Annotated in this window: 17 protein-coding genes; 10 read left to right on the plus strand and 7 right to left on the minus strand. The window is 72.0% G+C overall.

Features of this window, described 5'->3' with window-relative positions:
- Positions 1-133: 133 nt before the first annotated feature.
- Both typA and E0D90_RS05910 read right to left on the minus strand, forming a co-directional pair.
- Complete coding sequence (typA, locus tag E0D90_RS05905; protein ID WP_103504379.1) at positions 134-2,002, minus strand: translational GTPase TypA; 1,869 nt, start codon at positions 2,000-2,002, stop codon at positions 134-136.
- Positions 2,003-2,231: 229 nt separating this feature from the next.
- Positions 2,232-4,598, minus strand: a complete 2,367-nt coding sequence (locus E0D90_RS05910; RefSeq protein WP_130796862.1) for an ABC transporter family substrate-binding protein — start codon at positions 4,596-4,598, stop codon at positions 2,232-2,234.
- Between the two features lie 468 nt (positions 4,599-5,066).
- Here E0D90_RS05910 and E0D90_RS05915 point away from each other — a divergent pair, with 468 nt between their 5' ends.
- Positions 5,067-5,270, plus strand: a complete 204-nt coding sequence (locus E0D90_RS05915; RefSeq protein WP_130796863.1) for an SPOR domain-containing protein — start codon at positions 5,067-5,069, stop codon at positions 5,268-5,270.
- Positions 5,271-5,350: 80 nt separating this feature from the next.
- Positions 5,351-7,828: a SpoIIE family protein phosphatase gene (locus tag E0D90_RS05920; RefSeq protein WP_227870020.1), complete on the plus strand. Its 2,478-nt coding sequence runs from the start codon at positions 5,351-5,353 to the stop codon at positions 7,826-7,828.
- 102 nt (positions 7,829-7,930) lie between these two features.
- Here E0D90_RS05920 and E0D90_RS05925 read toward each other — a convergent pair whose 3' ends face one another.
- Positions 7,931-8,683 (minus strand): GntR family transcriptional regulator, encoded by a 753-nt coding sequence (locus E0D90_RS05925; protein ID WP_130796864.1) that lies wholly within the window; start codon positions 8,681-8,683, stop codon positions 7,931-7,933.
- Positions 8,684-8,950: 267 nt separating this feature from the next.
- A complete protein-coding gene (locus E0D90_RS05930) occupies positions 8,951-10,195 on the minus strand; it encodes a S8 family peptidase (RefSeq protein WP_130796865.1) in 1,245 nt (414 codons plus the stop codon).
- Between the two features lie 713 nt (positions 10,196-10,908).
- Here E0D90_RS05930 and mbhE point away from each other — a divergent pair.
- The 7 genes from mbhE (at position 10,909) to E0D90_RS05965 (ending at position 17,501) form a co-directional block, all read left to right on the plus strand.
- Positions 10,909-13,707 carry a hydrogen gas-evolving membrane-bound hydrogenase subunit E gene (gene mbhE, locus E0D90_RS05935; protein WP_130796866.1) on the plus strand — a complete coding sequence of 933 codons (2,799 nt, stop codon included), beginning with the start codon at positions 10,909-10,911 and terminating at the stop codon, positions 13,705-13,707.
- On the plus strand, positions 13,704-14,273 hold the full coding sequence (locus E0D90_RS05940; protein ID WP_130796867.1) for a sodium:proton antiporter: 570 nt from the start codon (positions 13,704-13,706) through the stop codon (positions 14,271-14,273). Before mbhE ends, E0D90_RS05940 begins: the two co-directional genes overlap by 4 nt.
- Entirely contained in the window at positions 14,270-15,736 is a 1,467-nt protein-coding gene (locus E0D90_RS05945) for a monovalent cation/H+ antiporter subunit D family protein (protein WP_130796868.1), read from the plus strand. Before E0D90_RS05940 ends, E0D90_RS05945 begins: the two co-directional genes overlap by 4 nt.
- Entirely contained in the window at positions 15,733-16,272 is a 540-nt protein-coding gene (locus tag E0D90_RS05950; protein WP_130796869.1) for a Na+/H+ antiporter subunit E, read from the plus strand. Before E0D90_RS05945 ends, E0D90_RS05950 begins: the two co-directional genes overlap by 4 nt.
- Positions 16,272-16,523 (plus strand): MrpF/PhaF family protein, encoded by a 252-nt coding sequence (locus E0D90_RS05955; protein ID WP_219806401.1) that lies wholly within the window; start codon positions 16,272-16,274, stop codon positions 16,521-16,523. The genes E0D90_RS05950 and E0D90_RS05955 overlap by 1 nt, the downstream gene beginning before the upstream one ends.
- Positions 16,523-16,858: a monovalent cation/H(+) antiporter subunit G gene (gene mnhG, locus E0D90_RS05960; protein ID WP_103500138.1), complete on the plus strand. Its 336-nt coding sequence runs from the start codon at positions 16,523-16,525 to the stop codon at positions 16,856-16,858. Before E0D90_RS05955 ends, mnhG begins: the two co-directional genes overlap by 1 nt.
- A 235-nt stretch (positions 16,859-17,093) precedes the next feature.
- Positions 17,094-17,501 carry a DUF4259 domain-containing protein gene (locus E0D90_RS05965; protein ID WP_130796870.1) on the plus strand — a complete coding sequence of 136 codons (408 nt, stop codon included), beginning with the start codon at positions 17,094-17,096 and terminating at the stop codon, positions 17,499-17,501.
- A gap of 142 nt (positions 17,502-17,643) precedes the next feature.
- Here E0D90_RS05965 and E0D90_RS05970 read toward each other — a convergent pair whose 3' ends face one another.
- Complete coding sequence (locus E0D90_RS05970) at positions 17,644-18,753, minus strand: helix-turn-helix domain-containing protein (protein WP_130796871.1); 1,110 nt, start codon at positions 18,751-18,753, stop codon at positions 17,644-17,646.
- 342 nt (positions 18,754-19,095) lie between these two features.
- Positions 19,096-19,725, minus strand: a complete 630-nt coding sequence (locus tag E0D90_RS05975; RefSeq protein WP_130796872.1) for a TetR/AcrR family transcriptional regulator — start codon at positions 19,723-19,725, stop codon at positions 19,096-19,098.
- Positions 19,726-19,857: 132 nt separating this feature from the next.
- On the opposite strand from E0D90_RS05975, the gene E0D90_RS05980 reads away from it, so the two are divergent.
- The gene (locus E0D90_RS05980) at positions 19,858-20,070 is read left to right on the plus strand and encodes a DUF4287 domain-containing protein (RefSeq protein WP_130796873.1); all 213 of its coding nucleotides are present in this window, start codon (positions 19,858-19,860) and stop codon (positions 20,068-20,070) included.
- Positions 20,071-20,376: 306 nt separating this feature from the next.
- Here the strand turns inward: E0D90_RS05980 and E0D90_RS05985 are convergent, their stop codons facing one another.
- Positions 20,377-20,649: a hypothetical protein gene (locus tag E0D90_RS05985; RefSeq protein WP_174856150.1), complete on the minus strand. Its 273-nt coding sequence runs from the start codon at positions 20,647-20,649 to the stop codon at positions 20,377-20,379.
- Between the last annotated feature and the right edge of the window lie 5 nt (positions 20,650-20,654).

The following is a 20,654-nucleotide window of genomic DNA, read 5'->3' on the forward strand; positions in this document are numbered from 1 at the left end:
AGATCATCCCGTCCAACGCCCACGGTCCTCGCAACTCCCACAGATCGCGGGTGTTGCGAGGACCGTTAGAACCCAAGGACGGCCGGGCCCACACCCGTGGTCGTGACGAAGCCGGCGATCGGCCGGCGCCGTGTCAGGCGTGCTTGGCCTTCGAGGCGGCGCGCGCCCGGACCCGCTGGTCAAGGATCACCTTGCGGATGCGCACCACGTCCGGGGTGACCTCGACGCACTCGTCGTCGCGGCAGAACTCCAGCGACTGCTCCAGCGACAGCCGGCGCGGCGGCACCAGGTTCTCGGTGGTGTCCGAGGAGGCGGCCCGCATGTTGGTGAGCTTCTTCTCCTTGGTGATGTTGACGTCCATGTCGTCGGCGCGCGAGTTCTCGCCGACGAGCATGCCCTCGTACACCTCGGTGCCGGGCTCGACGAAGATCGTGCCGCGCTCCTGGAGGTTGAGCATGGCGTAGGGGGTGGCGACGCCGGACCGGTCGGCCACCAGGGAGCCGCTGTTACGGGTGCGCAGCTCGCCCATCCACGGCTCGTAGCTCTCGAAGATGGAGTGGGCGATACCGGTTCCCCGGGTCTCCGTCAGGAACTCCGTCCGGAAGCCGATGAGGCCGCGGGCCGGCACCAGGAACTCCATGCGGACCCAGCCGGAGCCGTGGTTGGTCATGGTCTCCATGCGGCCCTTGCGGGACGCCATCACCTGGGTGATGGCACCGAGGTGCTCCTCGGGCACGTCGATCGTCATCCGCTCGACCGGCTCGTGCGTCTTGCCGTCGACCTCACGGGTGACCACCTCGGGGCGGCCCACGGTCAGCTCGAAGCCCTCCCGGCGCATGGTCTCCACCAGGATCGCCAGCGCCAGCTCACCGCGGCCCTGGACCTCCCAGGCGTCGGGACGCTCGGTGGGCAGCACCCGCAGCGAGACGTTACCGATCAGCTCGCGGTCCAGCCGGTCCTTGACCAGGCGCGCGGTGAGCTTGTGGCCCTTGGCGCCCTTGCCGACCAGCGGCGAGTTGTTGGTGCCGATCGTCATCGAGATGGCCGGCTCGTCGACCTGGATCAGCGGCAGCGCCACCGGGTTCTCGGCGTCGGCCAGCGTCTCGCCGATCATGATCTCCGGAATGCCCGCCACGGCGGCGATGTCGCCGGGCCCGGCCTGCTCGGCCGGCTTGCGGGTCAGCGCCTCGGTCATCAGCAGCTCGGTGACGCGGACGTTCTGCACGGAGCCGTCACGCTTCATCCAGGCGACGGTCTGGCCCTTGCGCAGGGTGCCGTGCTGGATGCGGCAGAGCGCGATCCGGCCGAGGAAGTTGTCGGCGTCGAGGTTGGTGACGTGGGCCTGGAGCGGCGCGCCCTCCTCGTAGGAGGGGGCCGGGACGGTCGCCAGCAGGGTGGAGAAGAACGGCTCCAGGCTGTCGCTGTCGGCGGGCACGGACCCGTCCGCCGGCTTGGTCAGCGAGGCGACGCCGTCACGCGCGCAGGCGTAGACGATCGGAAACTCGATCTGCTCCTCGGTGGCGTCGAGGTCCAGGAAGAGGTCGTAGGTCTCGTCGACGACCTCGTCGATCCGGGAGTCGGGGCGGTCCGTCTTGTTGATGCAGAGGATCACCGGCAGCTTCGCCTGGAGCGCCTTGCGGAGGACGAAACGGGTCTGCGGCAGCGGGCCCTCGGAGGCGTCGACCAGCAGCACCACGGCGTCGACCATGGACAGACCGCGCTCGACCTCACCGCCGAAGTCGGCGTGGCCGGGGGTGTCGATGATGTTGATCGTCACCGGGTCGCCGCCACCCTTGGGGTGGTAACGGACCGCGGTGTTCTTCGCGAGAATGGTGATGCCCTTCTCGCGTTCCAGGTCGTTGGAGTCCATCACCCGGTCGTCGACCTGCTGGTGGGCGGCGAAGGCCCCGGCCTGCTTCAGCATGGCGTCGACGAGGGTGGTCTTCCCGTGGTCGACGTGGGCGACGATGGCTACATTGCGGATGTCGTGGCGCGTGGGCACGGCTGTGCTACTCCCGGGTTGGTGGATGGGTTGGCCCGGCAGACACACGCACCGGCCTCATCCCCCATCGTACGGTGCCGGGAGGGCCCGGCTTTTCCCGCGTCTCCGCGACCGCTCGCCCGCAGCTCAGGCGCACCGCCGCAGCTCAACGCCCGCCGCCCCACCGCGGGACGCGCGGTGGGGCGGCGGGGTCGGCGCCTGCGCGGACGCTGTCGGACGGACGCGGGTGTCAGCGGAGGAAGCCGATGTCCTGGTAGCGGGGTGTCTGGAGCCCGAACGCGCCCACGCCCGCCACGTCGTTGCCCGCCGCGACCAGCTGCGGGCTCTGGTAGAGCGGGATCGAGCCGGCGGCCGACCAGAGCCGGGTGTCCGCCTTGTGCAGCAGCTCCGCCCGGCGCTCGTCGTCCAGTTCGGCGGCTGCCTGGGAGAGCAGCTGGTCGATGTGGTCGGTGCCGACCCGGGTGTAGTTCTGCTCGATGAACAGCTCGCCGCCGGGGATGCCCTGGGGCTTGGCGAACAGCGGCCGGGCGTCGGTCGCGGGGAAGGCGCTGGCGGGCCAGGAGTAGAGCGCCAGGTCGAAGCGGCCGGGGACGATGTGGTCGTCGAAGTAGGAGGCCGCGTCGACCTCGGTGATCTCGGCGTTCACCCCGGCCTCCGCCAGCATCGCGGTGATCCGCTCCCCCACCGCGCGCAGTTCCGCGGCGTCCGGCCCGTCCGGCAGCACGAAGCGCAGCGAGAGCGGGGTCCCGGACTTGACCCGGACCGCCGCCGCGGCGGAGCGGGCCAGTTCCTCGGCCTGCGCCCGGGCGGCGCGGGCCGCGCGCACGGTCAGCTCGGCGGGTTCGGCGAGGCTGGCGGACTCACCGTCCGCGGCGACCGAGGTGGCGACGCCCGCCGCCTGGCTGAGCACCGACGCCCGCTGCTGCGCCGCGGAGACGGTGGCGCCCAGCCGGACCGGGACGGTGGCGGGGGCGGCGAGCGCTCCGGTCTTGGCGTCGGCGGCGGCCTCGTCACCGGGGTCGGCCGCGGGTGCGGCGGGGCCCCGGCGCCAGCCGGCCTCGTCCAGCAGCCGCGACGCGGAGTCGGCCCCGGTCTCGCCGAGGCCGGTGCTGTTGTCCCGGTAGCCGTCCTGGCCCAGCACCCACAGATGGCTGCCGAGCGGCTCGGCGGGGAGCCGGGCCGGGCCGTGCGCCTCCGAGGCGATCGCCTCACGGTCCAGGCCGCGCGCGAGTGCCCAGCGGACCCGTTCGTCCTTCAGCGCGGGCGAGGTGCCGTTGACGGCGAGCTGGGTGTAGGCCGGCTCGTAGGCGCGGTGCACGGTGAAGTCGGCCAGCCCGTCCGCGATCCGCCGCTCGGCGGCGGCGAACGCCTCGGACCGCGCGTGGACCTGGGCCGCGACCGCCTCGGTGTAGGCCGCCGCCGCCTCGGCCGCGGCGGCCTGACGGCGCTCGACGGCCTTGCGTCCGCCCTTGGCGCGGGTGGCGAGCTGCGCCTCGGCGTGACGGAGCAGCGCGGGGGCGGCTTCGGGCGCCGCCTCGGGGGCGGCGGCGCCGTCCAGACCGCCGTCCTGGTCCTGGGCGCTGTCGGGGTCCTGCGCTTCCTGCCGCTCGTCGGGGTCGTCACCGGCGTCGTCGCCGGGTGCGGCGAGGTCGGCCGCGGAGCCGGAGGCGGAGGGGTCGCCGCCGGCCTGCTGCCGGTCGCCGTCGGCCGCGGCCGTGATCCGGTCGGCGTCGGCGGCGGGGAGTTCGGCCACGTCGAGCCGTCCGGCGGCCAGCGACCGCAGCCTGCGGTCGTGCGGGACGGCGTTGAGGACCAGCTCGTCCAACAGCGCCCGGTCGCCCCACCAGTCCTCGTTGCGGACCAGGGTGACGCGCCCGTTCTCGCGGTCCATCGAGTCGACCAGGAACGGGCCGGCCCCGGTGGGGAGTTCGTCCCGGGCGCCGGAGTTGAACGCGTCGGCGCTGCCGGTCACCGCCTGCGGGTAGAGCGGGGAGAACAGCGAGCGCCAGTCCGCGTAGGGCTTGGTGAAGGTGACGCGCACCTCGCCGTCGCGCTTGCCCGGCTCGACGCTGTCGATGCGGTCGTAGCCGACGTTGCGGGCGGTCCAGTAGGAGTTGTCCTCGCCGCTGAGCGCCTTCCACTGGGCGATGAAGTCCTCCGCCCCCAGCGGCGTTCCGTCACTCCAGCGGGCGTCGGGGTTGAGGGTGTAGACGACCGTCTGGCGGGGCTCGCGTGCGGTGACCTCGGCGGATTCGAGGAAGTCGGGGTTGCGGGTGGGCCGGCCCTCTTCGTCGAGGGTGAACAGCATGGGGAGCACCGCCTGTGCGACGCGGTCGGTGACCGGGTCGGCGTCCCGCTGGAAGGCGTTGAGCGTGGCGGGCACGGCGTCGACCGCCCAGTTGAGGACGCCGCCCTCGGTGAGGGTGGAGCGGTCGGCGGCGGCGACGGCACGGGCGGGGGCGCCGGACCCGGTGTCGTCGTCCGAGCCGCAGCCGGCGAGGAGCGGGGTGAGCAGCGCCCCGGTCAGCAGCACCGCGGTGGCGCGCGCCACCGTCGTCCCGCGCGGGGCGGCGCCCCTGGTCGGCCGTCCACTCATCCTGTTACCTCCGGGTCCGCCCATACGCTCGGCCTATCGGCTCATCACACCAATCACCAGCCAAGGCCAGCGGGGGTCGCCGGGCGGCCCGACACGGCGGCCGCGGAACGGAACGCCACCCGGATGGCGCAGCCGCCCGCGCCGATTGCGGCGACCCGCCCCGGGGCAGACGGCGGGACCCGTCACAACCGATCCCGCGCGCTCCCGGGGGGGCGCTCGGGAGAGGCCCGCAGCGCGGCCGGAACCAGCCGACGGGTCGAGGAGTTCACCGGGCCGCCCCGGACCGGGCGCGCCCCGGTGAGCCCGGCGCACCGGCCGCTGGGCAGCCCTCCGCCCCGTCGCAGAGCGCCCGGCGGGCGCCCGCGCGTGGACCGGCGCGCGATTTCACAACGCGCGCTGTGGCCAGTTCCGTACGCGGGGGCGCGTGACGCACGTAGGCTCATGGCATATGCGCCTTGGGGGGTGAGGATGAGCGACATCAACGCACGTCTGTGGCAGGTCATCCGGCTCGACGAGAACGGTCATCGCTACCGCATCGGGCACTGCGCCACCCGCGCCGACGCCCAGCGGCTGATGGGCCGCCTGGAGCAGGGCGGGGAGACCCGCCCGGTCGACGCCGGGCAGTACCTGGTCGAGCGTGTCGAGGAGGGCGCTGACGCCCCGCGCTCCTGATTCCGGGCACAATCGGGTATACGGACAAATTGTCCGAAACCTCCGCTCCTGCCGGAGGGCACCCGAACAGGAACGTGGACGTGAGCACCAGCACGGAGGAGTCCGGACGGCCTCAGGCCGCCGCTGTGTCCCCCCATGCCGACCTCTCACTGCTCGAAGTGCTGCGCCTGGGCATCGTCATCATCGACGGCCGGGGCCGGATCGTCCTGTGGAACCCCGCCACCGAGGAGATCCTCGGCTGGCCCGACAGCGCGACCGTCACCCGCCCGCTGACCGACTTCCTCCCGGCGGCGGCCGCCGCCGGCATCCCCGCGGCACTGCGCGCCCTGCTGCGCCGCGGCGCCTGGCGCGGCGTGCTGCCGATGCGCCACATCAACGGCTCCACCGTCGATGTCGAATGCCGCGCCACCCTGCTCCGCGACCCCGAGGGAACCCCCTTCTTTCTCGCCAACCTGGTCGAGACGGAACGCCTGCGCGACATCGAAAAGGACCTCGGCGCCCTTGACACGGTCTTCGCGACCTCCCCCATCGGCATCGCAGTCTTCGACACCGACCTGCGGGTGGTGCGGATCAACGACGCCCTCGCCTCCCTCTACGGGCGAACGCCGGAGCGGATCATCGGCCGCACCGTGGCCGAGATCCTGCCGTCGAGGGCCGCCGGGGAGATCCTCGACCTGCAACGCGAGGTACTGCGTACCGGCAAGCCCGCCGTCGACGTCGTCGCCCTCACCGCCGACGGACGCGGCGCCCACTCGCTCTCCTTCAGCCGGCTGACCGACCGCACCGGGCGCCACCTCGGCATCAGCTGCGTCACCCTCGACATCACCGAGCGCCGCGAGGCCCTCGCCGAGATGGAGCAGTCGCGGCAGAGGCTGTCCATGCTCGACGACGTCGGCCTCGCCCTCGGCGACCGCCTCGACGTCCGCCGCATCGCCGAGGCCCTGGCCACCATCCTGGTGCCCCGCTTCGGGGACTACGGCGCCGTGGTGCTGCTGCGCGCCGTCGTCGACGGGGGCGACCTGCCCTCCATGGAACGGCTCACCAGCAGCCCGATGGTCCAGGCCGGCATCGCGGCCAAGGAGCACACCCCGCACGTGGGCCGGATGATGCGCGTCGACACCGAGGTCGGCTTCCAGCGCGAGTCGGTCTTCGACCGCGTCCTGACCACCGGCCGCCCCTGGCTGCTGGACACCAGCGACGAGACCCACCCCATCACCTTCCTCGACGACCCCAAGGTGCGCGCCGCGCTCGACCTCGGCATCCACTCCATGCTGGTGGTCCCCCTGCGCGCCCGCGGCACCATACTGGGCCTGCTGGTGGTCAGCCGCTCCGGCGAGCGCGACCCGTTCAGCAGCGAGGACCTCGGGCTCGCCAACGAGATCGCCGCCCGCGCCTCCATCACCCTCGACAACGCCCGGCTCTACGCCCGCGAGCGCGACGGCGCGCTGATCCTCCAGCGCAGCCTGCTCCCCCAGCGCATCAAGGAACCGCCCGGCGTCCAGGTCGGCTACCGGTACGTGCCCGCGACCACCGGCACCGAGGCCGGCGGCGACTGGTTCGACGTCATCCCGCTGGCGGGCGGACGAGCCGCGTTCGCCATCGGGGACGTCATGGGCCACGGCCTGAGCGCCGCCGCCACCATGGGCCGGCTGCGCAGCGCCATCGTCACCCTCGCCCACCTGGACATGCCGCCCGGTGAACTGCTCCGCCGCGTCAACCACGCGGGCGAGGACATCAACGAGGGCCGCGACGAACCGCTGATGGCGACGGGCATCTACGTCCGCTACGACCCAAGCGCCCGCGAGTGCGTGATCGCCAAGGCCGGGCATGTGCCGCCGATCCTGATCACCCGCGACGAGCGGACCGGGCTGTGGACCGCCCGGCCGATCGACCTCCCGGACGGCACGCCCCTCGGGCTCGCCGCGCCCGGCTTCGAGGAGGGCCGGATCCCGGTACCGGAGGGGTCGATCCTCGTCCTCTACACCGACGGCCTGATCGAACGCCGCCACGAGTCCATTACGGACGGGATCAACCGTCTGTGCTCCGAACTGTCCACGGTGCGCGGGCCGCTCCCCTCGCTCGACGAGATCTGCGACCGCGTCGTCGGTGAGCTGACCCCGCACAACGACGCCGACGACATCGCGCTGCTCACCGTCCGGCTCGGCGGGGTCCCCGACGACTCCATCGCCTCCTGGACGTTCGCGGCCCACCGGCACGCCGCCGGCCGCGCCCGCTCCGAGGTGCGCCACACGCTGCACAGCTGGGAGCTGGGAAGCCTCGCGGACCCGGCACTGCTGCTGGTGAGCGAGCTGTTCACCAACGCGCTGCGGTACGCGAACGGGCCGATCGGCGTGCGCATGGTGCGAGGGGAGACCGATCTGCTGGTGGAGGTCAGCGACGGGCAGCCGGACCCGCCGAGCGTGCGGCACCCGGCGCTGGACGACGAGGGCGGCCGCGGCCTGCAACTGGTCTCGCGCACGGCACGAAGGTGGGGCACCCGGCAGGGCCCCATCGGCAAGACGGTGTGGTTCGAACTGCCGCTGCCGGAACGCCCCTGACCACCGCAGCCCTCGCCCCTGGACAGGCGGGTTCGCCGGTCGCCGGCATGCGGAGGCCCGGCGTACGGAGGCCCGGTGTGCGGGTGCGCCCGGGGAGGACCGTCAGCGCACCGGCAGGTGGTAGGAGACGCGGTACCGCTCGGCGGAGAGCACGATGTCGGCGGTCTCCACCGCGAGGCTGCCGGCACGGTAGGTACGGCTGATGACGATCACGGTCTGTCCCGGATGGCCGCCCAGGGAGATCGCCTCCTCGGCGAGACCGGGCCGCGCTCCGACCTCCTCCTCGACGTTGTCGACCACCAGGTCGATGGCGGCCATCCGCTCGACCACGCCCCGCCCGGCGAGCGGCCCCTCCTCCGGCAGCATCACGGGGCTGCGCGCGGTGAGCCGCAGCGGCTCCCAGGAGGTGGAGAGCATCATCGGCCGGTCCGAGACGCGGAACTCGTAGCTCGTGCACATCACCGCCTCGCCGGGGTCGAGCCCGAGCCGGGCGGCGACTCTTCCGCACGCCTCGCGGCGCTCGCTGCGGGCGCGCCAGGTGCCGCCGACCCGCTCGTCGCACTGCTCCTGCCGGAAGGGGCTGGACTCGCCGAGCGTGCGGTAGCCGCTGCGGTGCAGCCGCAGCGGCTCGACGCTCTCGCGGACATAGGTGCCCGATCCGGAGCGGCCCTCCACCAGCCCCTCGGCCATCAGCACCTTGCGCGCCTCCAGTGCCACGGTGTCGGAGACGCCGTAGTGCGCGCGGATACTCGCCTGGGAGGGCAGCTTGGCGTGCGGCGGCAGGACGCCCTGGGCGATCTGCTGCCGGAGATCGTCGGCGACGCGGAGATATGCGGGCTGCTCACCGAACGGCACGGGCCCTCCCAGGGCGCTGCGGCAGGTTGATCCCGCCCGGCGCGCGGCGGCCGACACCCTCACGTCGGACATGCCCTGAGCTGCGGGATATACGAACGGCGACAGCTTGACAACGGAGGGTGGTAATCCGCAAGTATCGGCCAGGGTTTCGCCCGATGTGATGATCCCTGTTGAATCGCGGCCGCGGGCGTGACCCGGAGACGGTCGTCCGGGCGGGGCCGGACGGGCACGTCACGCCCGCCCGGCCGCGCCGGCGCCGGCGCCCGCTCAGGCTCCGGGGACCTGGAGCAGCAGATCGGTCGTGCCCGGCGGTGTGCCCGGCAGGACGGGCACCGCGATCGACACCAGCCCGTCCCGCACCTCGGCCGGGGTGGCCGACGGTGTCCCGCCGAGCCACAGGGCGGCCGCGCCGGCGACGTGGGCGGCCGCCATGGAGCTGCCGGAGAGGACCTGCGTCGCGTCGTTCCCGGTGTGCCAGGTGGAGGTGATGCCGGTCCCCGGCGCGTACAGGTCGAGCACCGGCCCATAGTTCGACGAGGACGCGGGGGCGTCGGTGATGGTCGCGTTCCCGACGGTGACCGCCTCGGCGACCCGCGCCGGCGAGCTGCCGCCGGCGTCGGTGGCGCTGTTGCCGGCGGCGACGGTGTAGGTGACGCCGGAGGCGATGGAGTTGAGTACGGCGGCGTCGAGGGCGGCGTTGGCCGCGCCGCCCAGACTCATGTTGGCGACCGCCGGTCCGGCGGCGTCGCCGGTCACCCAGTCGACCCCGGCGACGACCCCGGCGACCGTGCCGGCGCCGGTGCCGTCCAGGACCTTGACGGAGACCAGGTCGGCGGCCTTGGCGACGCCGTGCAGCGTGCCGCCGACGGTTCCGGCGACGTGCGTGCCGTGGCCGTTGGTGTCGGAGCCGTCCCCGCCGAAGGCGTCGAAGCCGGGCACCGCGGAGCCGCCGAAGTCGGTGTGCGCGTAGTGGATGCCGGTGTCGAGGACGTAGACGGTGACGCCGGCCCCGGCGTGCGCGGGGTAGGTGTACTGGCCGTCCAGCGGGAGCGACGGCTGGTCGATCCGGTCCAGCCCCCAGGACGGCGGGTCGAACTGGGTCTCGGTGGCCAGCAGCTCCACCGACTGGTCCTGGACGACGTAGGCGACCGCCGGATCGGCGGCCAGCGCCAGGGCGGCGTCCTCGTCGGCGCGCACGGCGTAGCCGTTGAGCGCGTGTTCGTAGGTGTCGGTGATGGAGGCGTCGTACCGCTCGGCCAGGGCGCGGCCGGCGGCCGAGCCGGCGGCGAGCGGGGCGGCGTCGGTACCCGCCGCGGCGGGGGCGGCGTCGTCCAGGACCACGAGGTAGCTGCCCTCGACGGCACCGGGCGCCCCGGCGTTCAGGATCTGGGCGGGCGGACCGCCGGGGGCCGCGTGGGACGGCCCGGTCACGGCCGATGCGAGGACGAGAAGTGTGGCGGTCGCCACTGCCGTCGCGGCCGCGCGGGCGCGGCGGTTACGCGTCACTGCCATGGAAGGGGTTCCCTCTCGCTGGGGTGGTGCGAGGACGGATGGGGGGTCAGATGGTCGCGCGCATGACAATTCTCAGCACGCAGACTCACCCATCCCGCACGGCGTGACAAGAGGGCTCACACAAGCCCAACTCCCTTACATACAGGGCTAGAACAGCAATTACCCAACGACACGCGCGGCATACGCTGCGCGTTTTTGCGATGAACCCCACAGTCGCTACTGGCCGGTAAGTAGATATAGTGATCGCGGTGCGGATGTCGGGCACATCCGCGTGTCACATGTCACGGCCACATCACCGAGGCCGGCTTTCCCCCGCGTGGTGGGAGCCGTCACGCCTCGGTGAGTTCGTCGTACGTTGATATTTAGCTCGGCCAACTAACTATGATGAGGGGCGGAACGCTCGCATTACCGCAGGTAACCGAATGTCGGATGCGATCATGACGGGCGCCGCCCAGGGCCGCTACAGATCAAGGAGGACCATGTCGACCGCTGCGCTCAGAGCGCTGACGGCACGGGTACCGGGCAGGACCCGGACCGCAGCCGCCCCCGCTCGCGTCCGGGTACCGGGTCACCGGTCCTGGAGCGGCCGGCAAGGTTCGGACGGCAGGGCGTTGAGGGCCTCGCGCGAAACCCGGGAAGGCGTCGTATCGTACGCCCACTCGGCGCCGGTGCCCGACCGCCCCGTCACCGACGACAGCTGACGGGAGCCCTCCGTGCCCCTGCTGATCGCGCTGGCCGCGCTCTTCGCGCTGGCCGCCTTCGTCCCCGCCCTCACCGCCAGGATCGGCCGTAACACCGGCTACATCCTGGGTGCCGCCTTCCTGAGCGTCGGCGTACTCATCGCCCACGCCGCCTACACCTCCCCCGGCGACGACACCCTCACCGCGAGCTGGTCGTGGCTGCCCGCTCTCGGCATCGATTTCTCCCTCAGGTTCGACGGTCTCTCCGCCCTCTTCTGCCTGCTGATCCTCGGTGTCGGCTCCCTGATCCTGGCCTACTGCGCCCGCTACCTCTCCGAGGACGGCCGGCACACCACCGTCTACATGTGGCTGACGCTCTTCGCGGCGTCCATGCTCGGCGTCGTCCTCGCCAACGACGTGATCCTGCTGGTGGTCTTCTGGGAACTGACCACCGTCTGCTCCTTCGTGCTGATCTCGTCGGCAGGGCCCGGAGCGACACCGTCCGCCGTCAAGGCGTTCCTGGTGACGGCCCTCGGCGGACTCGGGCTGCTGACCGCCGCCGTGCTGCTGGCGGTCGCCGCCGGCACCACCGACCTCTCCGTCATCCTCGGCGAGCCCGAGCGTGTGCTCTCCTCGCCACTGGCATGGCCCGCCGGTGCCCTGATCATCCTCGCGGCGTTCACCAAGTCCGCACAGCTGCCGTTCCACTCGTGGCTGCCGGGCGCGATGTCCGCGATCACCCCGGTCAGCGCCTACCTGCACGCCGCCGCGATGGTCAAGGCGGGCATCTACCTGCTGCTGCGCTTCTCGTCCCTCTTCGCCGGGGAGGTGGCCTGGTCCGCGACGCTGATGACCGTGGGTCTCGCCACCGCTGTCTTCGGTGCCACCTGGGCACTGCGCCAGCACGATCTCAAGGCGCTTCTCGCCTACTCGACGGTCAGTCAGCTGGGTCTGCTCGTCGGCGCCATCGGCGTCGGCACCGGAACGGCGCTGGCCGCCGCGATGCTCCACACCTTCGCCCACGCACTCTTCAAAGCGACCCTGTTCATGCTGGTCGGCATCATCGACCGCGAGGCGGGAAGCCGGGACATCCGCGAACTGTCGGGGCTGAGACGGGTGATGCCCGTCACGGCGGCCGTCACCGGCCTGGCCGGACTGTCACTGGCCGGCGTCCCCCCGCTGATCGGGTTCGTGAGCAAGGAGCACCTCTACAAGGGCTACCTGGAAGCCGACTTCGCCCCGGGCGCCGGTGTCATCGCCGTCTCCTTCGCGATCCTCGCCTCCGCGCTGACCTTCACCTACGGCATGCGGATCTTCTACGAGGCGTTCGGCGGTCCGACCCTCCAGCGCGGCCTGTACGAGCCCGCGAAATCGTTCCTGGCGCCGGCACTGGTCGCGGCCGTCGCCGGCCTGGTGCTCGGCCCCGCGATCTCCTGGCTCAACCCGGTGCTGGACCGCTCCGTCATCGCGGTCTTCCCCGACGCCCATCCACACGCCTTCAAACTCTGGCCCGGGTTCACACCTGAACTCGGGATGACGGCGATCGCCATCACAGCCGGTATGTGCCTGTTCTTCGCGCAGTCCCATGTGGAACGCGTGCTGATGCGGATCCCGGTGCCCGGTGATCTCTTCCAGGCGATGTACCGCTCGGTGGTCCGCCTGGGCACCTTCCTGGGGAAGCCCGAACGCAGCGACTCCTCGGCCGCCTACCTGTGGCGGCCGGTCGGCCTGCTGGTCGTCTTCGCGGCCGTGGCGCTCTGGCTCTCCGGGACCCTGCCCGAAGTGGGCCGGCAGGCCACCTCGACCGACCTCGACTGGCCGCTGCTCGCACTGATCGCCGTCGTCGTCGTGCTGATCTGTGTCGCCCGCACCACCCTGGTGTCGGTCTCGATGCTCGGCACCCTCGGTCTGCTGGTGGCGATCTGGTTCGTCCTGGCCGGCGCTCCCGACGTGGCGATGACCCTGCTGCTGGCCGAGGTGCTGACCGCAGTGGCGGCCGTGCTGATGCTCGCCGGTACCGCCGTGCACTTCCGCAGGGCTCGGCTGCCGCAGGTCTCCGGCTCGGTGGTGCTGGCCGTACTGGCCGGCGCCGCCGCCACGATCGCCACCCTCGCGTTCACCGGCGGCCGGGAGATGTCGGAACTCGGGCAGTACCTGCTGGACAACGCCAAGGCGGAGACCGGCGGCGAGAACGTCGTCAACACGATCCTCGTCGACTTCCGAGCGGTGGACACCCTCGGAGAGTCGGTCGTGATCGGCACCGTGACGCTCGCCCTGGTCCTGCTGCTCGGCAAGCGGGACGCGCCCAGTGTGGAGTGCGCGGTCTCGCGGCCGTCCAACACGGTCTTCCAAGTGGCCAGCAAGGTCGTCGGCCCGCTCGCGATCGTGCTGTCCGCGTACCTGTTCTTCCGCGGCCACTACTACCCGGGCGGCGGCTTCATCGCCAGCCTGGTCCTCGGCGCGGCCGTCGCCTTCAGCTACATGGCGCACGGCCGGGTCCCCGGGGCCGGATCCCGCTTCCTGCGGCCCGGCCCGATGACCGCGGCGGGCATCGTCCTCAGCCTCGGTGTCGCGCTCGCGGCGACCGTGCTCGGCGACCCGTTCTTCACCCCGATGAGCACCTACCTCAGCCTCCCCGGCGGGATCTCGATCGCGGTGTCCACCTCGCTCCTGTTCGACCTGGGGGTCTACCTGATCGTTCTCGCGATGGTGATCGCGACCGTCGACCGGCTCGGACGCGGCACCCTGGCGCCCGAGGCCGAGGCACTCGACGCGTCCGACCGTGACCAGGACGGGGAGCAGAAGCAGGAGACGAAGGAGAAGGTGTCATGACCGCCGCCCTGACCGTGGGAATCCTCGTGGCCGGCGGTGTCTACATGATGCTCCAGCGCGAACTGCTGCGCGTCACCTTCGGGTTCGTGCTGCTGGGCCACGCCGTCAACGTCCTCTTCGTCACCTCAGGCGGGCTGGACCGGCGCGCCCCGGCGCTGCTGGGCCAGACCGCTCCCGAGGACGCGGCGGACCCGCTGCCGCAGGCGTTCGTGCTCACCGCGATCGTGATCACCTTCGGCATCACCGTCTACCTGCTCGCCCTGATGCGGGCCGAGGGCCTGCGGCGCAAGCACGCGGGCGAGCAACCCGAGGGTGACGGTCCCGAAACCCCGGACGACCTGGATGTCCTGGCCGCCGAGCGAGCCGGCACCGGCCGGCGCTCCGCGCCCGGCACGGGACCAACCGACGGCATCGACATCCCGCCGGAACGGACCGGCGGCACCGAGGAGGACGCGCCCGCGTCCGCCACGGACGGCACCACGGCTGCCGGCGCGGCGAACGACGGCACCGCGAACGACGGCACCGAAACGGCGCAGAACGACGCCACAGGAAAGGGGAAGCGATGACCACCGCACTGATCGCCCTCCCCATCGCGGCGCCCATGCTCGCCGCCGGATCGATCATCGCCGCCTCCCGCTACCGCCGGATCTGCCGGCTGGTCGTCCAGGCCGTCAGCGCCGCCGTCCTGGTGATCGCGGGTGTGCTGATCGCCCAGACCGCCGACGGCTCGGTCGTGACCATGCAGGTCGGCGACTGGGCCCCCGGCGTCGCCGTCGTCTTCGCCGTCGACATGTTCAGCGCGCTGATGCTGGCCGTGTCCTCGCTGCTGGTGCTGGTCTGCTACACCTTCGCGACCGCCGCCGGCGACGACGCCGAACCGCTCTTCGGCCCGCTGGTGCTGATCCTCTCGGCGGGCGTCTACGGCACCTTCATCACCGCGGACCTGTTCAACCTGTTCGTGCTGATCGAGGTCATGCTGCTGCCGTCCTACGCGCTGCTGATCATGGCGGGCAGCAAGGCGAAGCTGGCGGCCGGCCGGATCTACCTGCTGGTCAACCTGCTGGCCTCGACCGTCTTCCTGGCGGGCCTGGCCATGCTCTACGCGGTGGCCGGGACCCTCAACATGGGCGCCCTGGCGGGTGCCGCCTCCGAGAACGCCACGGTGGCCGCCGCGGGCGCGGTGATCCTGGTCGCGATGGCCGCCAAGGCCGCCATGGTCCCGCTGCACGGATGGCTGCCGCGCACCTACCCGGAGGCCAGCCCGGCCGTCACCGCGCTCTTCTCCGGACTGCTCACCAAGACCGGCGCGTACGTCATCATCCGGGTCTACTCGACCCTCTACGACGGCGACGAGCGCTACGTCTGGGTGATCATGGCCGGCGCCATGCTCACCATGGTGATCGGCGTGCTCGCGGCGGTCGGACAGGACACCCTGCGGTCCATCCTGGCCTTCGACATGGTCAGCCAGATCGGCTACGTGCTGCTCGGTCTGGCGCTCGCCACCCACGCCGGACTGGCCGCCACCGTCTTCTTCCTCGTCCAGTACGCACTGGTCAAGGCGGCGCTGCTGTTGTGCGCCGGAGCGGTGGAGAGCGCCTACGGAACCGGCAGACTCAGCATGCTCGGCGGCCTCGCCGGGCGGGAACGGCTGCTGGCCGCCGCCTACGCGGTGGCGGCCCTCTCACTGGCCGGCCTGCCGCCGATGTCCGGCTTCGTCGCGAAGCTCGGCCTGATCCGGGCCGCCGTCCTGGACGAGCAGTACCTGCCGGCCGCCGTGGCCGTGGTGGTCAGCCTGCTGACCCTGCTGCCTCTGCTGAAGATCTGGACCGGCGCATTCGCCGGGGCTCTCCCCGGGCCGCTGCCCGACACCACCCGGACCCGTCCGGCGCTGGTGGCCCCCGCCGTGGTGCTCGCGGCCGTGACCATCGCTCTCGGCATCGGCGCCCAGCCGCTGCTGTCGGCCGCCGAGACGGCGGCCGACATACTGAGCAACCCGACCATCTGGGCCGAGGCGGTGCGCGGAGGATGATCGACATGCTGCGGCGGATCGCCGTACGGAGCTACCGCATCGGCCGGTTCATCGGCTACTTCGTCTACGAACTGATCGCGTCCAACGTGATCGTCGCCTGGGAGATCATCACCCCGCGCAGCGGCCTCTCCCCGGTCATCATCGCCATGCCGCTGCGCTCCCGCACCCGCGGCGAACGCACGCTGTTCGTGGGGGTGGTGACCCTCACCCCGGGCACCCTCTCGCTCGACCTGCGGGACGAACCGGGAACGGTGTACATCCACGGGATGCACGCCCGCGACGTGGACCGGTTCCGCACCCGGCTGCACTACCTGGAGGACCTGCTGCTCGCCGCCTGGCGGCCGGTCGGCCCGAGCGGCCAGGCCGGCCCGGCACTGGACCGCGGCGCGACCGCGGCCGGACCGTCCGGCGGCATGTCCGTCCCGTCCCTGCCACCGGCGCCGGAGACCCCGTCGGCGGACGACGGCAACGGTTCCGCTGACGGCGACAGCGGGACGAACGGCAACGCACCCAGCACCGAGGAAGGACGCCGCTGATGCTCCTCGACGTCGTACTCGTGGTCCTCGCGCTCTCCATGGCCGTGGCGATCGGCCGGATGGCCTGGGGCCCGACCAAGGCCGACCGGGTGGTGGCGGTCGAGTTCGGGTTCGTGATCTGCGTCGCGACCATCGCGCTGGTGGCGGTGCGCAGTGACTCGCCATCCCTCTTCGACCTGGTGCTGGTGATGACGCTGGTGGGCTTCCTCACCACCATGTCTCTCGCCCACCTCGTGGAAAGGCGGCCGTGATGGACGTGCAGTTGACCATCGCACAGAGCCTCGTGTCTCTCGGAGCCCTGCTGATGGGCATCGGCGCGGTCGGGCTGATCCGGCTCCCGGACGTCTACAACCGCACCAACGCCGTCGCCAAGGCGGCCAGTCTCGGCATGATCTGCCTGCTGCTGGGCGTCCTGGTGTGGAAGCCGAGCGTCCTCGCCGCGTTCACGCTCGTCCCGGCGATCCTGCTCCAGCTGCTGACCTCGCCGATCTCCGGCTTCGCCATCGGCCGCGCCGCGTACCGCTCGCGCGCCCCGCTGATCGCCGAGACCCACCTCAACGAGCTGGAGAGCGACCCGCCACGCTGAGCGCCCCCGCTGCTCCGCGCTCCTTCCGGCGCCTTCGCGCTCACCGGAGACGAACCACCGGCCCCACCCGGCCACCACGCCGCGCCGCCGCCCGCACCGGGCGGCGGCGCGGCGCCGTCGTACCGCCTCTCGCCCGGGGTCCCCCGCCGCCGCTGACCGGGCAGCCGGACCACGTTCCGCTGTCGGTGGTGGGTGGCAGGATCCGGATCCTCGCAAGCGAACGAAGGGCACGGACATGGGGACCTGGGACATCGGCGCCTTCGACAACGACTCGGCGGCCGACTTCGGCGGACGGCTCGACGACTGCGCGCCCGGCGAGCGCGAGTCACTGGTGCGCGGGGCGCTGGAGCACGCGATCTCCGCCACCGACTTCCTGGACAGCGACGAGGGGTGTGAGGCGGTGGCCGCCGCCGCGCTGGTCGAGGCGCACCACACGGGCCTCCCGGCGAACCCCGTCTACGGTCCGAAGCAGCCGGTACCGCTGCCGTCGGCCGACCTTCCCGCCCTCGCGGTCCGCGCCCTGGACGCGATCGTCGGGGAGTCCTCGGAGCTCATGGAGCTGTGGGGCGACGACGGGCCGGACAACTCATGGCTGCGGGAGATCCGGCGGCTGCGCGACGCCCTGGAAGGGCTGGCCGGATGAGTGAGTTCGAGGGAACGAACGCCGCTGCCGCCCCACGCTCACGGGAGGCCGAGAACACGTCATCACAGCGACTGGTCGCAGCGCGGGATCCCACCCCAGCGCACCTCGGCACGGCTGCGGCGTCCGCTCCCTGCGCCGATCATCACCTGCCCGCGACCGGTTGTCGTTGACCACCGGCGCCAGGGGCTTGACCCTCAGCGCCAGCCCGGCCGGCGCTCTCCACCCGCGGCCCCAGCGGGGTGCCTCGCGGGGTGGCTCCCGGGGTGCCGGTGGAGACGCCGGCCCGGTTGCGGTAGTCGGTCGGGGTCTCGCCGAAGGCGGCACGGAACGTCCGGCTGAAGTGGGCCGCGCTGGTGAAGCCGCACTGGGCGGCGATGGCGTGGACGGGGATGTCGGCCCGGGTGGGCGCGGCGAGGGCGCGGCGCGCCCGTTCGAGCCGCCGCTCGCGGAGGTAGCCGGTGACGGAGGTGTCGTCGTCCTCGAATATCCGGTGCAGCTGGCGGGTGGAGAGGTAGTGCGCGGCCGCGACCCGGCTGGGGGTCAGCTCGGGGTCGTGCAGGTGCCGGTCGATGTGCGAGCGGATCTGCATCCGCAGGTTGCGGGCGCGGGTCTCCGCCGACAGCGCGCTCTCGGCTTCGAGTTCACGGCTGACCAGGCCGGACAGCAGGTCGACCAGCACGGTCTCCAGCCGCTGCGCGTCGGCCGGACCGTAGATGTCGCTGTCCTCGGCCACGGTCGCGACGAACCGGGCGAACAGCGCGCCGAAACCGTGGCGGCCCGACAGTGGCTGCCCCAGCAGCGGCCGCAGGCCCTCCCTCCCGAACGACGGCACCAGCCGCTTGGGGACCTCCACGCCGATGGCGGAGACCCGTGCGCTGTAGTCGCTGGAATCGGCCTCGGCGTGGGTCGAGGTGTCCAGCATGTAGAGGTCGCACGGGCGGTGGGTGGTCTGCCGGTCCTCGTGCCCCACCCGCAGCTCACCGCAGTCGGGGCGCAACACGGTGATGTGGTAGTTCCCCGGGTCGGACTGACGGACCTGCTTCGACGTACGCACGTAGTGGCAGGAGTCCATCGTCGCCGGCCACACCGACACCGTGTCGAGGTGGACGAGACGCTGGTACGCGTGGAAGTCGCCGTCCGCCCCACCGACGATCTCCATGGGTGCGAGCGCCCGGCTGATGCACTCGCGCCAGGCTTCCTTCCGGTGCTCGGGCGGGACGTCGTCGGACCGGAAGACTGTCTGGCTCAACACGCTGCCCGTGTTCCCTCCACGTCGACGGCACGTCATGGTGCGCACGTGACACCGGAGGCACACCGCCATCAACGGTGCGCGAACGGACGGCACTTGTCCACCACACCGCAGGTCGCTCCGCGGGTACCGGTACCGGACACCGCCGCCACCCGGCGGGCCACGGGACGGGGCGCCACCCTTGAGCCCCCGGGCCGTGGCGGGGACGGCCGGGGAACCGACCGGCCCGTACGTCCGCCGACGGGCACCACGGCACGGTGGCGCTGTGAGCGGTATCACCCCTCCGTCCGCCGCTGGCGGAGCCCCGCGCTCCTGTGCGGGCCACCTCGCTCCCGCAGTGCGCCGTCAGCGGTAGACGGCGAGGAACGCACGGGCGCCGGCGGCGGCGTAGCGGTCCAGTTCGGCGGCGGTGTGGCGGGGAGCGCCGGTGAACATGGCCTTGTTCACCGGAATCCACAGCAGCAGGCCGGAGAAGTGGTTCGCGGCCAGCAGTGGGTCTTCGGCATGGAGGAGACCTTCGGCCGTCAGGTTCCGGAAGCAGCCGGCCAGGCTCTCCAGGACGCGTTCGAATCCCTGCTCGTACCAGGCCGTGCCCAGCTTGGGGAAGGTGTCGGCGTTGGCGATGACCAGCCGCCGCAGCTGGAGCACCTCGGGCCGGGTCAGCGTCTCCAGGAACCGGCGGGCGAGCCGGGTGAGGTTCTCCTCCAGCGTGGCGGCGTCGGCGGGGACGTCGGCGACCAGGTCGATCATCGCGTCGACCCGGTCGGTGGTCGCCAGCACGACCTCCGCGAACAGCGTCTCCTTGTCCACGAAGTGCTTGTAGACGGTCTGCTTGGACACGCCGGCCAGCTTCGCGATGTCGTCCATGGTGGTGCCGGGATAGCCCCGCTCCACGAACACGGCGGTCGCGGCCCGCGTGATCGCCTGGTGCTTGCGGGCCGACCGCCCCGGCTCCCGTGTCTCCGTACCGCTCATATCGGACGACAGTACTGGACAGTCCAGTTTTTCGGCGAGTACCGTCCAGGCAACAGCAGTACCGCACCGTCCAGTTCTCTCCCCCGCACATCCGCGCCCTGACCTGACCTGACCTGACCTGGAGATCACGCCATGACCGGACCGGCCAAGGGCCCCGCCAGCTACTTCCCCTCGATCGAGGCGAAGTACGGGCGCCCGATCGCGGAGTGGAAGGACCTCATCCGCGCCTCTCCCCTCACCAAGCACATGGAACTGGTCGGCTGGCTGAAGAACGAGCACGGCATGGGCCACGGCCACGCCAACGCCCTCGTCGCCCACACCCTCGCCGAGAAGCCCGCCGACTGACCGCTCAGGGGGGAGAACAGACCGCGACGAGCCGAACCGGATCGCGCACGGCCCGGCTCAGCCGTTCCCGGTCCGGGGACGCCGCAGGGGCCCGACTCCGAGGAGCCGGGCCCCTGCGCCCCGGGCACTGACCGGACCAGCAGCCGTCAAGGACTATCAGAACGAACTGGCTCACTGGGACATGGATGCCCCCTGAGACAAAGACCGAGGCTCTGACGGAGACCAAGCAGTTGCTGAGTCTTCTGAAGCTGATCGACCACGACCCGCGGCCATGAGCGGCTGAATCATTTGGGGCGGGCCGCCCCGTCAGGCTTCCGGCCCAGGATTGTCGAGGCCGAGCCGAATCGCCGCGAGCGCTCGGCGATTCTCGACCGCCAACTCGCCGTCCGGACCGCTGATCAGGACGACGTCCTGATAGAGCGGTTCCACTACCTCCTTGGGCTCTGCCGTCCGCCTGTGCGCGAGCAGCAGCATGCCGATGTCGTGCCGGAGCTCCAGTGCTTCTTCACTCACGTCGCTGTCAGCGGTGCGTACGACGTCCAGCACTTCCCTGAGCTGCGCGAGCGCATCGGTGACCATGCCGA

It is taken from the genome of Streptomyces otsuchiensis (assembly GCF_004305975.1).
Classification (GTDB): domain Bacteria; phylum Actinomycetota; class Actinomycetes; order Streptomycetales; family Streptomycetaceae; genus Streptomyces; species Streptomyces otsuchiensis.